The 14,956-nt window shown below is 67.7% G+C and carries 15 protein-coding genes; 5 read left to right on the top strand and 10 right to left on the bottom strand.

Translation table 11 applies throughout. The features are described from left to right. The first annotated feature begins 16 nt into the window (after positions 1 to 16). On the top strand, positions 17 to 562 hold the full coding sequence (locus AC07U0_RS08595; protein WP_494719609.1) for a TadE/TadG family type IV pilus assembly protein: 546 nt from the start codon (positions 17 to 19) through the stop codon (positions 560 to 562). Beyond that, complete coding sequence (locus AC07U0_RS08590; protein ID WP_494719608.1) at positions 559 to 1,140, top strand: TadE/TadG family type IV pilus assembly protein; 582 nt, start codon at positions 559 to 561, stop codon at positions 1,138 to 1,140. Before AC07U0_RS08595 ends, AC07U0_RS08590 begins: the two co-directional genes overlap by 4 nt. Here AC07U0_RS08590 and AC07U0_RS08585 read toward each other — a convergent pair. From AC07U0_RS08585 to AC07U0_RS08565, 5 genes are read right to left on the bottom strand one after another with little or no spacing between them, the layout of a single operon-like run. Beyond that, complete coding sequence (locus AC07U0_RS08585; RefSeq protein WP_494719607.1) at positions 1,130 to 2,467, bottom strand: anthranilate synthase component I family protein; 1,338 nt, start codon at positions 2,465 to 2,467, stop codon at positions 1,130 to 1,132. The genes AC07U0_RS08590 and AC07U0_RS08585 overlap by 11 nt on opposite strands. Beyond that, the gene (locus tag AC07U0_RS08580) at positions 2,464 to 3,246 is read right to left on the bottom strand and encodes a tyrosine-protein phosphatase (RefSeq protein ID WP_494719606.1); all 783 of its coding nucleotides are present in this window, start codon (positions 3,244 to 3,246) and stop codon (positions 2,464 to 2,466) included. The genes AC07U0_RS08585 and AC07U0_RS08580 overlap by 4 nt, the downstream gene beginning before the upstream one ends. 19 nt (positions 3,247 to 3,265) lie before the next feature. Next, positions 3,266 to 3,568 (bottom strand): winged helix-turn-helix domain-containing protein, encoded by a 303-nt coding sequence (locus AC07U0_RS08575; protein ID WP_494719605.1) that lies wholly within the window; start codon positions 3,566 to 3,568, stop codon positions 3,266 to 3,268. After that, complete coding sequence (locus AC07U0_RS08570; protein ID WP_494719604.1) at positions 3,568 to 4,209, bottom strand: hypothetical protein; 642 nt, start codon at positions 4,207 to 4,209, stop codon at positions 3,568 to 3,570. The genes AC07U0_RS08575 and AC07U0_RS08570 overlap by 1 nt, the downstream gene beginning before the upstream one ends. Positions 4,210 to 4,232: 23 nt before the next feature. Next, positions 4,233 to 4,805, bottom strand: a complete 573-nt coding sequence (locus tag AC07U0_RS08565; protein ID WP_494719603.1) for a hypothetical protein — start codon at positions 4,803 to 4,805, stop codon at positions 4,233 to 4,235. Between the two features lie 110 nt (positions 4,806 to 4,915). On the opposite strand from AC07U0_RS08565, the gene AC07U0_RS08560 reads away from it, so the two are divergent. Next, the gene (locus AC07U0_RS08560) at positions 4,916 to 5,668 is read left to right on the top strand and encodes an SAM-dependent methyltransferase (RefSeq protein WP_494719602.1); all 753 of its coding nucleotides are present in this window, start codon (positions 4,916 to 4,918) and stop codon (positions 5,666 to 5,668) included. 50 nt (positions 5,669 to 5,718) lie between these two features. On the opposite strand, the gene AC07U0_RS08555 is transcribed toward AC07U0_RS08560, so the two are convergent. Both AC07U0_RS08555 and AC07U0_RS08550 read right to left on the bottom strand, forming a co-directional pair. Further along, positions 5,719 to 7,164: an AMP nucleosidase gene (locus AC07U0_RS08555; RefSeq protein WP_494719601.1), complete on the bottom strand. Its 1,446-nt coding sequence runs from the start codon at positions 7,162 to 7,164 to the stop codon at positions 5,719 to 5,721. A gap of 177 nt (positions 7,165 to 7,341) precedes the next feature. Further along, the gene (locus AC07U0_RS08550; protein ID WP_494719600.1) at positions 7,342 to 8,169 is read right to left on the bottom strand and encodes a helix-turn-helix transcriptional regulator; all 828 of its coding nucleotides are present in this window, start codon (positions 8,167 to 8,169) and stop codon (positions 7,342 to 7,344) included. Positions 8,170 to 8,268: 99 nt separating this feature from the next. Here AC07U0_RS08550 and AC07U0_RS08545 point away from each other — a divergent pair, with 99 nt between their 5' ends. Continuing rightward, positions 8,269 to 9,171: an SDR family oxidoreductase gene (locus tag AC07U0_RS08545; RefSeq protein WP_494719599.1), complete on the top strand. Its 903-nt coding sequence runs from the start codon at positions 8,269 to 8,271 to the stop codon at positions 9,169 to 9,171. On the opposite strand, the gene AC07U0_RS08540 is transcribed toward AC07U0_RS08545, so the two are convergent. Then, positions 9,168 to 10,028, bottom strand: coding sequence for an alpha/beta hydrolase (locus tag AC07U0_RS08540; RefSeq protein ID WP_494719598.1), 861 nt, complete (start codon positions 10,026 to 10,028; stop codon positions 9,168 to 9,170). The two genes, AC07U0_RS08545 and AC07U0_RS08540, sit on opposite strands and share 4 nt — an antisense overlap. 73 nt (positions 10,029 to 10,101) lie before the next feature. Next, positions 10,102 to 12,153: an AsmA family protein gene (locus AC07U0_RS08535; protein ID WP_494719597.1), complete on the bottom strand. Its 2,052-nt coding sequence runs from the start codon at positions 12,151 to 12,153 to the stop codon at positions 10,102 to 10,104. 214 nt (positions 12,154 to 12,367) lie between these two features. Between AC07U0_RS08535 and AC07U0_RS08530 the strand changes: the two genes are divergently transcribed. Next, complete coding sequence (locus AC07U0_RS08530) at positions 12,368 to 12,688, top strand: hypothetical protein (protein WP_494719596.1); 321 nt, start codon at positions 12,368 to 12,370, stop codon at positions 12,686 to 12,688. 78 nt (positions 12,689 to 12,766) lie between these two features. Here AC07U0_RS08530 and AC07U0_RS08525 read toward each other — a convergent pair whose 3' ends face one another. Then, the gene (locus AC07U0_RS08525) at positions 12,767 to 14,869 is read right to left on the bottom strand and encodes a S9 family peptidase (RefSeq protein WP_494719595.1); all 2,103 of its coding nucleotides are present in this window, start codon (positions 14,867 to 14,869) and stop codon (positions 12,767 to 12,769) included. Positions 14,870 to 14,956 lie beyond the last annotated feature (87 nt).

Genomic DNA, 14,956 nt, shown 5'->3' with positions numbered 1-14,956 from the left:
CCTGATGAAGCGCCCGATGAAGCGTCTGCGTCGCCTCCGCTCGCTCTCTGAAGGCCGCCGTTCGCGCGACGGGTCTTCGGCGGTCGAATTCGCGATGGTCGCCCTGCCGTTCTTCTTCATGCTGTTCGCCATCATGGAGATCGGGCTGATCTTCGTGACGGACTCCATTCTCGAGAACGCCACCGTCGAAACGGGGCGTCTGATCCGCACCGGTCAGGCGGCGAACTCCAAGCTGACGGCCGATCAGTTCAAGACGGCCCTGTGCTCGAGGATGAGCATCTTCAGCAACGACTGCGCGTCTCGCGCCAACGTCGATGTGCGCGAGATCACCCAGTTCCGCGCCGCCAATCCGCCGGATCCGCTGGCCAACGGCAAGACTTTCGACAGCTCCGGCCTGGTTTATGTCACCGGCCAGCCCGGCAGTCTGATGCTGATCCGCGTCTGGTACGCCCAGCCGCTGGTCACGCCCTTCATGGCCCAGTCGCTGTCGAAGCTTAAGGACAGCGGCGCGACCATGCTGACGGCGACGGCCACCTTCCGCAACGAGCCCTATAACCAATGACCGGGAAGCGTTCATCCAGCCCGAAGCGTGAGCGCCCGGCCGGCTTCCTGATGCGTCTGGCCGGCGACCGGCGGGGCGTTTCGGCCGTCGAATTCGCCCTGATCGCGCCTCTGATGATCGCCTTCTATTTCGGTCTGGCCGAGTTCTGTCAGGGCTATATGTCCCAGAAGCGGCTGCAGCACAGCGCATCGGCGGTGGCGGATCTGGTGGCCCAGACGGATGTCGTCACCATGGACGAACTGGACGACGTCCTGGCGATCGGCGCCCTGGTCATGAAGCCCTTCTCCGCCACCACCCTGACTGCGCGCGTCTCGAGCGTGACGCGGGACTCCAAGGGCGTGGCCAGGGTCGACTGGAGCCGGGGCAGCGGGATCGCCCCCTATACGCCCCAGGATATCGTGACCGTGCCGACCGACATGATCGCCAACGGCGAGAGCGCGGTGATGGCCGAGACCACCTACGACTATTCCTCGCCGGTCAAATATCTGATGCCGTCGGTGACCAAATTCTCGAGCGTCTTCTACGAACGCCCGCGTCGCGTCGACAAGGTCGGCTGCAGCAACTGCCCTACGAAGTGAGGGTGCGCCCCGTCAGCGCCTGCCTGAGGGCGCTGATCTTGGCCCCGGTTTCCTGAAACTCGGCCTCCGGGTCGCTGTCGGCGACGATGCCGGCGCCCGCCTGGGTGCGGAAGGTCCAGCGCTCTCCCGCGCGCGTGAACGACGCCGTGCGGATCAGCACCGAGGCGGTCAGGTCCTCATTCTCGTCGATCACAAACAGGGAGCCGCACCAGGCGCCCCGCGGCGGCTCGAGCGAGGCGATGACCTTCATGGCCTGGTGCTTGGGCGCCCCGGTGATCGAGCCCGGCGGGAAGGTGGCTTCCAGCACCTGGGCCGGACCGATGCCGGGCGCGAGGGTCCCGCTGACGGTCGAGACCAGATGGTGGACGGTGGGGTGGCTCTCGATCTCGAACAGCTTTTCAACGACGACCGAGCCGGGACGGCAGACCCGCGCCAGATCGTTGCGCATCAGGTCGACGATCATCAGGTTTTCGGCCCGGTCCTTGGCGCTGGCGCGCAGTTCGGCGGCGTTGAGGGCGTCGGCCGCGAGGTCGGGATGGCGTGGTCGGGTGCCCTTGATCGGGCGGGTCTCGATCCGGCCGGTCGCCCTGTCGAGGGCGAGGAAGAGCTCGGGGGAGTTGGACACCAGGGCCCGGTCGCCGATCCGCCAGAAGGCGCCGTAGGGAGCCATCCGGCGTTTTTCGTCGTCGAGGGTCAGCCTCAGGAAGACGTCGAAGGGGTCGGCTTCCGCGCCCAGCGCTCCGCTCCAGCCCCGGGCGATATTGGCCTGAAACAGGTCTCCGGCGGCGATCCGGGAGACGACTTCGGCGACCGCCTCGCGATAGGCCTGAGGCGGCGCGTCCGGGGTCAGGGCGGTGGCGGGCGCTTCCGGCCGGGCAGGTGTCACGGCCGCGCCGATCCAGGCTTCGGCGGTGTCGCAGGCGACCTCGGCGTCGGCGGCGTCGGCTCCCCAGCCGACCAGGGTCAGGCTTTGGGCGTCATGATCGAACACCGCCATGGCCGGATAGCGGGCCAGGATCAGGTCGGGCCACACGGTCTCGCGCGGCCCGGTCGCGGCCCGGGCGCCGGCGTCATAGGCGGCCAGTCCGATGACGCCGCCGCCGCGCCAGTCGGGCAAGTCGAGCGGGGCGAACAGCGCGCCGGACGCCTGCTCGAAGACCGTCAGACGATCGGGGTCGACCGCGACGACCGAGCGGCTGCCCGGGACGGTCGGATCGGAGAGCAGGCACAAGGCCCCGTCGCGGTTCGCGATCCCGGCGGCGACGGTCAGGGGAGGGACCCAGGGCAGGCTGCGGCGCGCCTGGACCGGACGCACCGGTTCCGTCATGCGGTCAGCCGCTCCGCGATGCGCTCGCGGCGGGTGGCGTCGACGCCCAAAGCCTGTTCCAGATAGGCGTCGAGCGAGCCGTGGCGGTCGTCGATGGCCTTGAAGGCCGCGTCCAGATAGGCGGCTTCCACACCCATGAAGGCCACCACGGCGTCGGGGGCGGCGAGGCGGCCGGTGAATTTCTGCATCTGCAGGGCGATGTCCGGCGCGCGGGCCTCAAGATCCACGGCCACGTTGGTCAGCAGATAGTCCTCCAGCAGGTCGTCGCGGCTGACGCCCAGCAGGTGGTGGGTCAGGGCGGCCAGCATGCCGGTGCGGTCCTTGCCCGCGGCGCAATGGATCAGGACCGGGCGATCGCTTTCGGCCAGGACCCCGAAATACTGGCTGAAGATTTCCAGATGCGAGGGGGCGAAGGGCATTTCGCCGTAGAGGGCGGTCATGAAGCGGCGGCCGGAATCCGGGGTCAGGTCGGCCGATTTCAGGAAGGTGATGTGCGGCGCCTCTCCGACGGCGTCGAGGTCGTTCTCGATCACCCGGCCGTCGAAACCGGCATAGCGGCGTGAGGGCTGTTTTGAACGCTCGATCGGACGGCGCAGGTCGACGATGGTCCCGAAGCCGTATTCGCCCAGTACGACCAGATCGGCGTCGCTGATGCGCGCCTGATGGGCCGACCGGATCAGCCGGCCCGACTTGATGCGGCCGCCGCCGGCCACGGCGTAGTCGCCGTAGTCGCGGAGGTTGTCGAGGGTCTCGAGGCGGCGCAGACGATCGGTGCTCATGCCCGCTCTATAGGGCCGGTCAGCGGTCGCGCACCAGCCCGGCCATGGCGTCCAGATAGGAGAGGAAGGCGGTGCGGCCCGCCTCGGTCATCTTCGCCTGGGTCAGGGGCTTGCGGCCCTGGAAGCTTTTCTCGACCGCGACGAAGCCCGCCTCTTCCAGCTTTCTGAGGTGGACGGAGAGGTTGCCGTCGGTGGTCTGCAGTCGGGCCTTCAGGGTGTTGAAGTCGGCGCTGTCCACGCCTGACAGCACGGCCATGATGCCCAGACGCACCCGTCCGTGGATGACGTCGTCGATCCGGCCGATGTCGAAATCGTCGGCCATCAGGCTGCCGGGCTCCGGGCGGCGCGCATCAGCAGGAAGCCGGGCACGGCCATCAGGACGAACAGGGCCAGGGCGTAGGCCAGATAGAGGGCCGGGGAGTTCGTCATGAAGCCCAGAACCGGCGCGGCGACGAAGGAGCCGATGCAGAGCCATAGCAGTCGCTGCGACCGGAACATCGCCGCACAGACGCCCCAGCCGAGGCCGTAGAAGACCATGATCAGCGAGGGCAGCAGCCACAGCAGGACCGAACCCGCCTCGCCGAGCCGCCAACTCACCGCCGCCATGGAGGCGATGCCGGCGAAGATGCCCGCGCCCACGCAGGACCAGGCCGCGCGGGCCGCGCGGTTGGCGGCGGTCTTCACCCCGGTCGGCGGGCACCAGAAGATCTTGTCGAGGACGACGAGCGTCAGGAAGACCGCCGTGGCGGCCAGCCAGATCCAGTTGCTCTGCCGCACCGAAAAGGGCGCCAGCTCCATGATCGCCGCCCACTGGCTCAGGCTGGCGAGGCCGTAGACGATCCCGGCGGCCATCAGGATGCGGCCGCCGCCCAGCGGGGCGTTCGCGCCTTCCTCGGCGAGGCCGCGCAGGAAGGCGAGGTCGGCGGCCCCGCCGCTGGTTTGGTTGTCGGTGTCGTCGGTCATGTTCTGATCTTCTCTAGAGCGATTCAGGCCTTGCGACACATCGCGAGGCACAGGCCGGGAATGAGGACGAAGGCGATGAGACCGCAGGTGTAGGCGAGATACGCCGGGGCGGTTCCCAGCAGGGAGATCACCACGCCCGCGCTGACGAAGGCGCCCAGCGACGGAGCGATCATCCAGCCGCGGCCGCCGCGCGTCGCCGCCGTCATCCAGGCGAGGCCGTAGATCATCAGGCCGACCGGCGAGGTCCAGTACATGAGGGTGAAGTCGTGGCGGATGACGCTCAGGCCCAACAGGGCCAGGGCGATCAGGATCTGGGCGCCGATGGCCATGCGCGACCAAAGGGCGACGCGGCGGACATTGGCGCCGCCACCGGCGCGCAGCCGGGCCAGGACGGTGAAAAAGACGGCGAGGGCGATGGGCCAACTCAGCGACAGGGTCGCCGGATGCAGGTGCAGCAGGCCGCTGTAAACTCCGAACTGGAACAGGTTGGCGGCGGCGAAGACCGAGCCCGCGAGGACCATGACGCGCCCGGCGCAGACGGCCAGTGTCGGCTCGGCGGCGGCGGGCGACGGATCTGAATAGACGGTGGCGGTCACGGGCTTGTTCCCCTCGGTTGATGACGCAGGGGTACGTCATTCACTTTGGGATGTAAAGTGCTTTTCAAGAGCCTCTTGGAGACACCCTGCGGCGCAGGTTACTCTGGCCTATGCGACCGACCTTTCACCGCATCGCCTATGAGGCGCTCGACGTCTGCAACGCGGTCGAGATGGCCACGCTGGAAGCGGCGGTCGCGGCGACGGATCTGCCTCCTCACGCGCGGGTGCTGGACATCGGCAGCGGCAACGGGGCGGTCGCGATCGCCCTGGCCGAGGTGTTCGGATTCGAAGTGACCTCGGTCGAGCTGGATCCGGCCATGGCCGAACTGGCCCGGTCGCGGATCGAGGCCTCGGAAGCCTCCTGCCAGATCATCCTGCACGAGGCGCGCTCCGACGTGGTGCTGGAGGCCGGCGGGCCATTCGACCTGATCGTGGCCCTGGGGACGACCGAGCCGATCGGCGGCGGGGTGCGTGACCCGCGCGGCATGCTGAAAGGCCTTGGGCGACGCCTGACGTCCGGCGGCTGGCTGCTGTGGGGCGATCTGGTCTGGATCACCGAGCCGTCGCAACCGCTGAGGCAGATCGTCGAGCTCAACAACACCTATGCCGACCACGCGGGCTGGCAGGCGGCGGCGGAGGCGGCGGGGCTGGAGGTGGTCTCGGCCGAGGTGTCTTCGCCCGAGCTCTGGAACCGCTACCGGATGACCATGATGGCGGCGGTCGAGGCCTGGCTGGACACTCATCCCGACCACCCGGCGGCCGCCTCGATCCGGAGCCGGGCGCATCAGTTGAAGCTGATGTTCGACTTCGGCGAGGGGGCGCTGGGTTTCGGCCTGTATCTGCTGAGAGCGCCGGCGTCCTGACGGGCCCGCGTTCAGGCAGCGAGGGCCCGCGGACCGAGCGTTAGCGCCTCTTATCTGAACGGCGGCTCGTCGAAGGCGCGCAGCTTGCGGGAGTGCAGGCGCGAGCCTTCCTGACGCAGGATGTCGATGGCCTGGATGCCGATCTGAAGGTGTTCCGAGATGGAGCCCTCATAGAAGCGGTTGGCCTGACCCGGCAGTTTGATCTCGCCGTGCAGCGGCTTGTCCGAGACGCACAGCAGGGTCCCGTAGGGGACGCGGAAGCGATACCCCTGCGCCGCGATGGTCGCGGATTCCATGTCGATGGCCACGGCGCGCGACTGGTTGAAGCGGAGCGCCGACTTGGAATAGCGCAGCTCCCAGTTCCGGTCGTCGGTGGTGACCACCGTGCCGGTGCGCAGGCGCCGCTTGACCTCTTCGCCCGGCGCGCCGGAGACGATCTTGGCGGCGTCATAGAGGGCGCGCTGGACCTCGGCGATCGAGGGGATCGGGATGTCCGGCGGCAGGACGGCGTCCAGCACATGGTCCTCGCGCAGATAGGCGTGGGCCAGAACATAGTCGCCGATGGTCTGGGTCGGGCGCAGGCCGCCGCAGTGGCCGATCATCAACCAGGCGTGCGGCCGCGTGACGGCCAGGTGGTCGCAGATGGTCTTGGCGTTCGACGGCCCGACGCCGATGTTGACCAGGGTGATGCCCGTCGCGCCCGGCGCTGTCAGGTGATAGGCGGGCATCTGGTGCTTCTTCCAGGCGGCGTCCATGACGGCGGCCTCTGGATCGGCGGTGTCGCGCGTGATGACCATCCCGCCGGCGCAGGACAGGGTCTCATAGGGGCTGTCCGGATCGCGCAACTGCTGGCAGGCCCAGCGCACGAAATCATCGACGTAGCGGTTGTAGTTGGTGAACAGGACATAGGACTGAACGTCCTCGACCGGGGTTCCGGTGTAGTGGCGCAGCCGGGCCAAGGAGAAATCGGTGCGCAGGCCGTCGAACTGCGACAGGGGGAAGTCCTCGTCCGGATCGAACAGGCCGTCGGAGATCTCGTCGCCGATATGGGCCAGATCCGTGGTCGGGAAATAGCGGGCGATGGCCGCCGTCTGCGACGGGTTGAGCACCACGTCGGACCCGTCCAGCACATAGGGGAAGGGGATTTCCTGCTCCGACGGTTCGACCTCGAAGGTCGCGCCATAGTCCTGCTCCAGCAGGGTCAGCTGTTCCAGCAGATAGGACCGGAACAGGTCTGGCCGGGTGATCGTGGTGGCGTAGACGCCCTGACGCGACATCCGGGCGTAGGCGCGGATGGGCAGGTCGACCGGGCGGTCGCCGAACCAGCTGATCTTCAGCGAGGGATAGGAGAAGAGGCCCCTGGCGCGGGCCTCGGCGTCCGCCCGTTCGCCGGTGGCGAGGAAGTGGCGAACCGCGCCGCGCAGGCTGGCGACGGATTGGGTGTAGAGGGTTTCGAGGCGGTCCAGAGCCGCCTGTGCTGTCATCGTTTCTGTCATGGCCTCCTCTAACGGAAGAAGATGACCTTGGCGAGACGGCCACGCGAAGCGTGGCCTTTCTTGTTTGTTGGCGGCTTCGCCGCCGCGCTAACGCTTGGTCCGCGGGGCCTCTCTGCTTGAGCGCAGGAGTCTCTTCCCCACGCAGTGGGGAGGGGGACCGCGAAGCGGTGGAGGGGCTTATCCCTGTGACGCCACCAGCGCCCGGATCCGCTCCGCATCCACGTCATTCACCGGGTTGTAGACGACCATCGCCAGCTCGGGGCGGCCCTCGACGGCGAAGGTGGAGAACTCCAGCTCAAGCACGCCCAGTTCGGGGTGGTGCAGCCGTTTGAAACCCTCGCCGTGGGCGACGATGTCGACCTCCTTCCACAGGGTCTCGAACTCCGGGCTCTGGCGTGACAGCTCCTCGACCAGACGGTCGATCTCCGCGCCCGCCCCGGCCCGTGCGGCGTCCGCGCGGAAGGCGGCGACCACGAAGCGGGCGACCTTCCACCAGTCCTCCTGCGCCGCCTTGACGCGGGAGTCCGAGAAGATCAGCCGCAGGACGTTGCGGCGCTCGGGCGGCAGTTTCGAATAGTCGGTCAGGACGGCGGCCGCCGCGGCGTTCCAGCCGACGACGTCCCAGGTGGCGTTCTTCACGATGGCCGGGCTGTGGGTCATGACGTCCAGCACCCGCTGCAGGCGCGGGGTGACTCCGTCGACGGCCCGATAACGGATCTCGGGCGGACGACCCAGGCCGAGGATGAATAGATGCTCGCGCTCGTGCTCGGTCAGCATCAGGCCGATCGCGATCCGGTTCAGGACATCGGCGGAGGGCGCGCCACCCCGACCCTGTTCGAGCCAGGTGTACCAGGTGGGGCTGATGTTGGCGCGCTGGGCGACCTCCTCGCGGCGCAGGCCCGGCGTGCGACGGCGACCGGCCGGGAAGCCGAGGGCGGCAGGGTCCATCCGGGCGCGGCGGCCCCTGAGATAGTCTCCGAGACGGTTGGGAGCTTCAGCGGTCATATGGCGATCCGGGTGGTCATTATACCGGGATAATGTCACTACTTTAACAGGATTAAATCTGCGCCCAGAAGGCTCGTCGAGCAAGACGGAGAGTTTCTCATGCGTGTTTTCCTGACCGGTGCGACCGGCTTCATCGGGTCCCGGATCGTGCCCGAGCTCATCGGGGCGGGCCATACAGTGCTGGGTCTGACGCGCTCGGACGCCGGCGCTGCAGCCCTGACCGCCGCCGGGGCCGAAGCGCACCGCGGCGACATCGAGGATCTGGACAGCCTGCGCGCCGGCGCTGAGGGCGCCGACGCCGTGATCCACACCGCCTTCGACCACGACTTCTCCAACTTCGTCGCCAACTGCGAGAAGGACCGGCGCGTGATCGAGACCCTGGGCGAGGTGCTCAAGGGCTCCGACCGGCCGCTGCTGATCACCTCGGGCGTCGGCATGGGCGCCGGTGAGCACGGGCAGCCGGCAACGGAGGACCGCTTCGACCGCTCGCATCCCAACCCTCGCATCGCCTCGGAAGAGGCCGGGGAGGTGCTGAAGGCCGCAGGCGTCGACGTGCGTGTGATCCGTCTCCCGCAGGTCCACGACACGGTCAAACAGGGGCTGATCACACCTCTGGTCGAGATCACCCGCCAGAAGGGGGTCTCAGCCTATGTCGGAGACGGCGCCAATCGCTGGTCGGCGGCACACGTGTCTGACGTCGCCGAACTGTACCGGCTGGCGCTGGACAAGGGCGCGAAGAATGCCCGCTACAACGCCGTCGCCGAGGAGGGCGTTACCGCTCGTGCGATTGCCGAGGCTCTGGGCGCGGGTCTGAACCTGCCGGTCGTCAGCCTGACGCCAGAGGAGGCCCCGGCCCATTTCGGCTGGATGGCCATGTTCGCGGGCGTCGACATGACCGCCTCCAGCGTCCTGACCCGCGAGGCGCTCGGCTGGAACCCGACCGGACCGGGCCTGATCGAGGACCTGACGGCGATGGACTACAGCGTCGTGTCCCGACTCTAGCCCAGCTCGCGATGGAAGAAGGCGCTGACGTCATCCAGCACCGGCGCCTTCTTCCTGAACAGGGGTGAGAAGGTCGCGATCAGGTCGGCGTGGTTGAGGCCCGGATAGAGTTTGGCCTCGCTGCGTCCGCCGACGGCGTGCATCCGGTCGTTGAGGATGATGGTGTCCTCATCGTGGACCACGGTGTCGTCCGTGCCGTGGCCGAGCCACAGCGGCGGGGCGTCGGCGCGGACGAAGGTGACCGGCTGGGTCAGGGTCGGATCGGGCGCGCGTCCGAAGGCGTTGATCGAGGCGGGGACGTCGAACGGCAGAAACTCATAGGGTCCCGCCAGGCCGGCGGCGGCCCTGATCAGGTCGGGCTGGTCGACGGCGGCCATGTAGCGCCGGTCGAGCGTGATCATCATCGCCAGATGGGCGCCCGCCGAATGACCCGCGACGCCGAGCCGGGCGGGATCGCCGCCGTACTGGCCACAGACCTCGGCCACCTTCGCCGTGGCCTGGGCGGCGTCCTCGATGAAGGCCGGGAAGACGACCTGGGGCACCACGCGATAGTCGGGCAGGGCGACGAGAAAGCCCTTGGCCGCCAAGGCCTGGGCCGCCCAGCCGTAGAGGGTGCGGGAGCCTGAATCCCACCCACCGCCGTAGAAGAAGACGATGACCGGCAGGGTCGGCTCGCCGTGTTTCCACGATGGGCCGTAGAGATCGAACTTCTGACGCGGATCGTCGCCGTAGCTCAGGTCGCGCGCCACTCGCCCAACACCCCGGTCGCGCGGACCGAGGGTGTTGAGCATGCCCAGAGGCGAACAGGCGGCAACGAAGGAGCCGAGGCCGGCGGCGAGAATGCCTCTGCGGGTCATGGAGTCTCTTTGGGCATGTCCATCGAATCGCAGCTACGCACGGCGGCGCGCTTCGGCTCAAGCGGGATCGAAATTATCCCGCGTGCTGGATCAGGGCGCCGCAGTCGGCATCCTTGGCCAGACCCGGATCGACGAAGGCGAACAGGGCCGCGACCGGCGCGACCACGGCGCCGAGGATGGCCGTCAGACCGCCCTGACCCACCACAGCGACCGGATCGACCGCGACATGAGGCGCGGTCAGCGGGCCACGCACATAGATCGGCGTCCACAGGCGCAGCAGACGCGGCTTCTTGGAGTCGCCGTCGATCTTCAGGTTCAGGGTCTCCTGACCGAGGTCAATGGTCCCCGACCCCTTGGCAAGGACCACATCGGTGTCGATGACGAAGGTCTGGGCCCGGGCCACGCCGTTCGAGACGTTGAAGTCGGCGACCGCGCAGCGGATATCGCTCTTGGACTGGTCGCCGCTGAGCAGCTTGAGCAGGCCCGCCGAGGCGTTGATGCCCAGAAGTTCGGCGAAGGCGGCGCGCATCTCGCCGTGCGGCACGATCAGGGTCGCCGACCCCTTCGACGCCGCGGCGAAGCGGTGGATCGAGTTCCCGGGACCTTCGAGCTTCACCCGGCCGAGCGCCCGGCCGGTGATCGGCGGCGAGCCGTTGGTGATCGGTATGATCGATTCCAGCGGATAGCCGGCGAGGCGGAAGTCGATGGCGCTGTAGGGCATGTCGCGGGTGGCGTTGATCTTCGCCGTGCCGTTCAGCTCGCCGCGGTTGAAGTTGAACGACACCGGGTCGAGGTTGAGAATGCCCGCCTCCAGCTTCGCGCCCAGATTGACCGCGCGGATGTCGAGGTCGTTGGCTTTCACCGTCGCCGCCCGATAGGTCAGGGTCCCGTCCATCGACCGCAGCCGGTCAACCTGCAGGGTGGCGTCGGGCAGCAGCTTCCCGGGCGCGCCGGAGCTGACGGTGGTGGTGTTGGTGCCCGCGGCATTGGTCTGGGTCTTCGCGCCCAGGATGGCCGTCAGGTCGTTGATGTCGAGGTTGCGCGAGGCCAGTTGGGCGTCGACGCGCAACCGCCCCTTGGCCTCGACCTTCACGTCGCCGCTCAGGTCCGAGGCGCCGACGCGGCCGGAGAAGTCGTTGAAGGTCCAGGTGCTGTCATCCCGCTTCAGCGCGCCCGAAAGGCGATAGGGCGGGGTGTTGGGCAGGGTGATGCCGGTCAGCAGATAGAGGTCGTTCAGGTCCTGACCCTGAAGGCTGAGCGTCGACTGGAATTGGCCCAGGTCGAACGGCCGGGTGATCGACCCGTCCGCCACCAGTCGCGAGCGCGCGCCCGAGAGGTTGGCGGTGAAATGATAGGGCTTGTTGCGGCGGATGTTGATGAAGGGGCCGCCCTCGATCCTGAGCGTCAGGGGCGAGCGGTTCAGACTGCCCTTGCCGTCCAGAACGAAGCCCGTGTCGCCCTCGTTGGCCGTCTCGCGCGCATTGACCGAGGCGTCCAGCGTCAGGCCCCGCTTCTGCTCGTCGAGCACAATATGGCCGCCGGAAATGATCAGCTGCTGGATCACCGGCAGCTTCATGCCTTCGCCGGTGTCGGGTTTGGGCTTGCCGAAGGTCCAGCTGTTCTTGCCGTCCCTGGTCGCGATCAGCACGACCTCCGGACGGGTGAAGGAGAGAAGCGGCATCTCGATCTGGCCGGCCAGCAGTTTGCGCAGCCGCACCGAGGCCTCGATGCGCTCGATATCGGCGGTGTCCTTTTCCCTGGCCCATGTCGGGCCGCCGACCTTGAGGTCACGGACGATAACCGACGGGGTCCAGCTGAACAGCTTCACGTCCAGATCGCCCTGAAGCGCGATCTCGCGCTCGTATTTGACCGAGGCCCACCGGCCGATCGGGCCGCGCAGCATGTTCCAGTCGAACAGCAGCAGGAAGATCACGATCGCCGCGACGATCAAAAGAACCACGCCGCCGACGATTTTTTCTGTCGGCCCCGGGCGGCGGAAGGACCGGTAGACGGGGTCATTGTCCTTGATCCAGTCGCGCCATTGCGCCGCCCTCGCTCCGGCGGGAACCAGGGCGTGCTGCTGGAAACCGTTCCAGTTCAGGCTGTTTTTCAAGTCGTTGGGCAAATCGTCGATCCGGGGCGAACCGCATCAACGCATCAAGGCCGGGAATGGCGCCATCGGGGGAGCGGATTGATCGGCCGATGGCTCTGAAATGATCCGCTTGAAGACTATTTGTCGTACTTTGGTATTGTCGTTGTCGCATTATCTTTACAAACGCGACGAAGCGCGCATTATTCTCCGAACCCTGACGTAATTCAGGCCTTGGGAGGAGCCCGCCATGAACCGTTTCGCCACCTTCGCCGTCGCCGCCGCGACCCTTCTCGGCGCCGCCGCGCCTGCTTTCGCCGGGGGTTCGACCCAGACGAGCGGTCGGATCAACGTCACCGTCTGCGAACGCGACGCCCTGACCCAGGCCGCCTTCCGTCGCAACTACGGCGGCCAGCCGAATTTCGTCACCGCCGATCAGGTCCTGTCCGCCCGCGCCTCGGGCGAGCGCTGGGCTGAAACGCGCTGCATGACCGCCGGCGAGCACCAGCGCCTGACTCAAGCCATGACCCCGCGGACCAACCGCGCCGCGACGCCCCGTCCCGCGCTGTAAGGCCCGGCCACAAGGCCAAAAAAGAAAGGGCGCTGCCTCACGGCAGCGCCCTTTTTCGTGTCGGGGCTCGCCCCGGGCCTAGTGAGCGGCGGGCGTCAGGTATTTGTCCAGCCAGCCGAACACCTCGTTGTGCCATTGCAGGCTGTTGGCAGGCTTGAGCACCCAGTGGTTCTCGTTGGGGAAGACGATCAGGCGGCTGTCGATGCCGCGACGCTGAAGCGCCGTGAAGGTCGACAGGCCCTGGGCGGTCGGGATGCGGAAGTCGCGGTCGCCCTGGACCACCAGCATCGGCGTCTTCCACTGATCGACGTGGTTGGCCGGGTTGAACTTCTGATAGCCCTCGGGGTGATCCCACGGCGTGCCGCCGTATTCCCACTCGGTGAACCACAGCTCCTCGGTCGAATAGCCCATGCCGAAGGTGTCGAAGACGCCGTCGTGATTGACCAGGCACTTGAATTCGTTCGGCCAGTTGCCGGCGATCCAGTTGATCATATAGCCGCCGTACGAGGCGCCCAGGGCGCAGGCGTTGGAGCCGTCGAGGAAACCGTACTTCTGCTGTGCGGCCGCCCAGCCCTTCTGCAGGTCCTCGAACGGACGGTCGCCCCAGTGCTGGCTGATCGCGTCGGTGAAGGCCTGGCCGTAGCCGGTCGAGCCGTGGAAATCGATCATGACGACGGCATAGCCGGCGCCCGCATAGGTCTCGGGGTTCCAGCGGTAGGACCAGCCGTTGCCGAACGAGCCCTGCGGCCCGCCGTGGATCAGGAAGGCGACAGGGTATTTCTGGCCCTCGACATAGCCGGCGGGCTTGATGACATAGCCGTGGACCTCTTCGCCGTTCCAGCCGGCGAAGGTGAACTGCTCGGCGGCGCCGAAGACCTTCTCGTCCAGCGACGGGTTCACATGGGTCAGGCGGCGCGGCATTTCGCGGCCGCGGAAGGTCTTGGCGTAGAGATCGCCCGGCTCGGTCAGGCTGTCCTGCTGGAAGATGAAGCCCGAGGGGGTCTGGACGAAGGCTGCGACGTGGCCGGGGCCGGTGATCGGCACGACCTGGCCCGAGCGCACGTTGATCGAGAACAGACGCGTCTGACCGACGTCACCGGCGGTGGTGTAAAGCGTCGCGCCGTCCTTCGACCACTGCAGGCCGTCGGCGGAGCGGTCCCAGTCGGCGGCCAGCTGGCGGGTCTGGCCGGTGGCGACGTCACGCAGGAAGATCGAATATTTGTCGGCCTCGAAGCCCGGGCGGGCCATGGCGCGATAGGCCAGCGTCTTGCCGTCCGGCGAGAAGACCGCGCCGGTGTCCCAGGCCTTGTTGCCCTCGGTCAGGTTGGTAAAGTTGCCGTCGCCGGTGGTCAGGCCGTGGGTCTGATAGAGGTCGAAATTCGTGCTCCACGGCTCGGAATGACCGGCGTGGCGGGCCGAGAAGACGATGGCCGAACCGTCGGGGGTGAAGGTGTATTCGCTCTCGTCGCCGAAGGGCTTGGAGGGGGTGTCACCGTCGAAGCCCTTGGTCACCCAGACGGCGTCGCCGCCGCCGGTGGGGACGACGAACAGATGGTTCTGGGTGCCGTCGGCCCAGGTGTCCCAGTGGCGCACGAACATCCGGTCATAGACCTGACCCGTCGACTTCTTCTCGGCGTTGGCCTTGAAGCGGTCGACCGAGCACTGCAGGTCGGCGCAGTCGCCGAACACGGCCAGGGACACCGCGATCTTCGAGGCGTCGGGGCTCAGGCGATAGGCGTTGACGTCCAGCGGCAGGCGGGTGACCTGGGTGGCGCCCGTCCCGTCGGCGGCGGCGCTCCACACCTGGCTGGTCCCGGACTTGGAGGACAGGAAATACAGGCGGCCGTCCGAGCCCCAGCGGGCCGAGTTGGCGCCGTCGTCGGAGATGGCCAGGCGGCGGGCCTCGCCGTCGGTCTGCAGGTCCTTGATCCACAGGCTGCCCGAACGCTTGTTGGCGGCGATGTCCGTCGCAGTGACCGCATAGACCAGCCAGCGGCCGTCGGCCGAGACCTGCGGATCGCCGATCCGGTTCAGCCCGATCATGTCGTTGTAGGTGAAGGCGTCGCTGGGGGCCGCAGCCGCGGCGGCGGGAACGGCGGCGGGCGCCTCGGCCATGGCCATCGAGGCCGTCGTCAGGGCGAGAGCGGCGCAGGCGCCGGAGAGCAGGGAGCGATAACGCATCGAGCGTGTCCTTGAGAACTGATGCGGCAGGCGTAGCACCGTCGCCCCCGGCGCGAAAGTTGCCTGTTATGAACTGTCTGCAGTGGT

Source organism: Brevundimonas sp. GW821-FHT02A10, assembly GCF_059422025.1.
This window is presented reverse-complemented; position numbering and strand designations above follow the sequence as displayed.

Coding starts and splice junctions, on each gene's coding strand:
- AC07U0_RS08595 (WP_494719609.1), top strand. CDS start 17: ATGAAGCGTCTGCGTCGCCTCCGCTCGCTCTCTGAAGGCCGCCGTTCG.
- AC07U0_RS08570 (WP_494719604.1), bottom strand. CDS start 4,209: ATGACCGACGACACCGACAACCAAACCAGCGGCGGGGCCGCCGACCTC.
- AC07U0_RS08585 (WP_494719607.1), bottom strand. CDS start 2,467: ATGACGGAACCGGTGCGTCCGGTCCAGGCGCGCCGCAGCCTGCCCTGG.
- AC07U0_RS08540 (WP_494719598.1), bottom strand. CDS start 10,028: ATGACCCGCAGAGGCATTCTCGCCGCCGGCCTCGGCTCCTTCGTTGCC.
- AC07U0_RS08545 (WP_494719599.1), top strand. CDS start 8,269: ATGCGTGTTTTCCTGACCGGTGCGACCGGCTTCATCGGGTCCCGGATC.
- AC07U0_RS08530 (WP_494719596.1), top strand. CDS start 12,368: ATGAACCGTTTCGCCACCTTCGCCGTCGCCGCCGCGACCCTTCTCGGC.
- AC07U0_RS08555 (WP_494719601.1), bottom strand. CDS start 7,164: ATGACAGAAACGATGACAGCACAGGCGGCTCTGGACCGCCTCGAAACC.
- AC07U0_RS08590 (WP_494719608.1), top strand. CDS start 559: ATGACCGGGAAGCGTTCATCCAGCCCGAAGCGTGAGCGCCCGGCCGGC.
- AC07U0_RS08550 (WP_494719600.1), bottom strand. CDS start 8,169: ATGACCGCTGAAGCTCCCAACCGTCTCGGAGACTATCTCAGGGGCCGC.
- AC07U0_RS08580 (WP_494719606.1), bottom strand. CDS start 3,246: ATGAGCACCGATCGTCTGCGCCGCCTCGAGACCCTCGACAACCTCCGC.
- AC07U0_RS08525 (WP_494719595.1), bottom strand. CDS start 14,869: ATGCGTTATCGCTCCCTGCTCTCCGGCGCCTGCGCCGCTCTCGCCCTG.
- AC07U0_RS08575 (WP_494719605.1), bottom strand. CDS start 3,568: ATGGCCGACGATTTCGACATCGGCCGGATCGACGACGTCATCCACGGA.
- AC07U0_RS08560 (WP_494719602.1), top strand. CDS start 4,916: ATGCGACCGACCTTTCACCGCATCGCCTATGAGGCGCTCGACGTCTGC.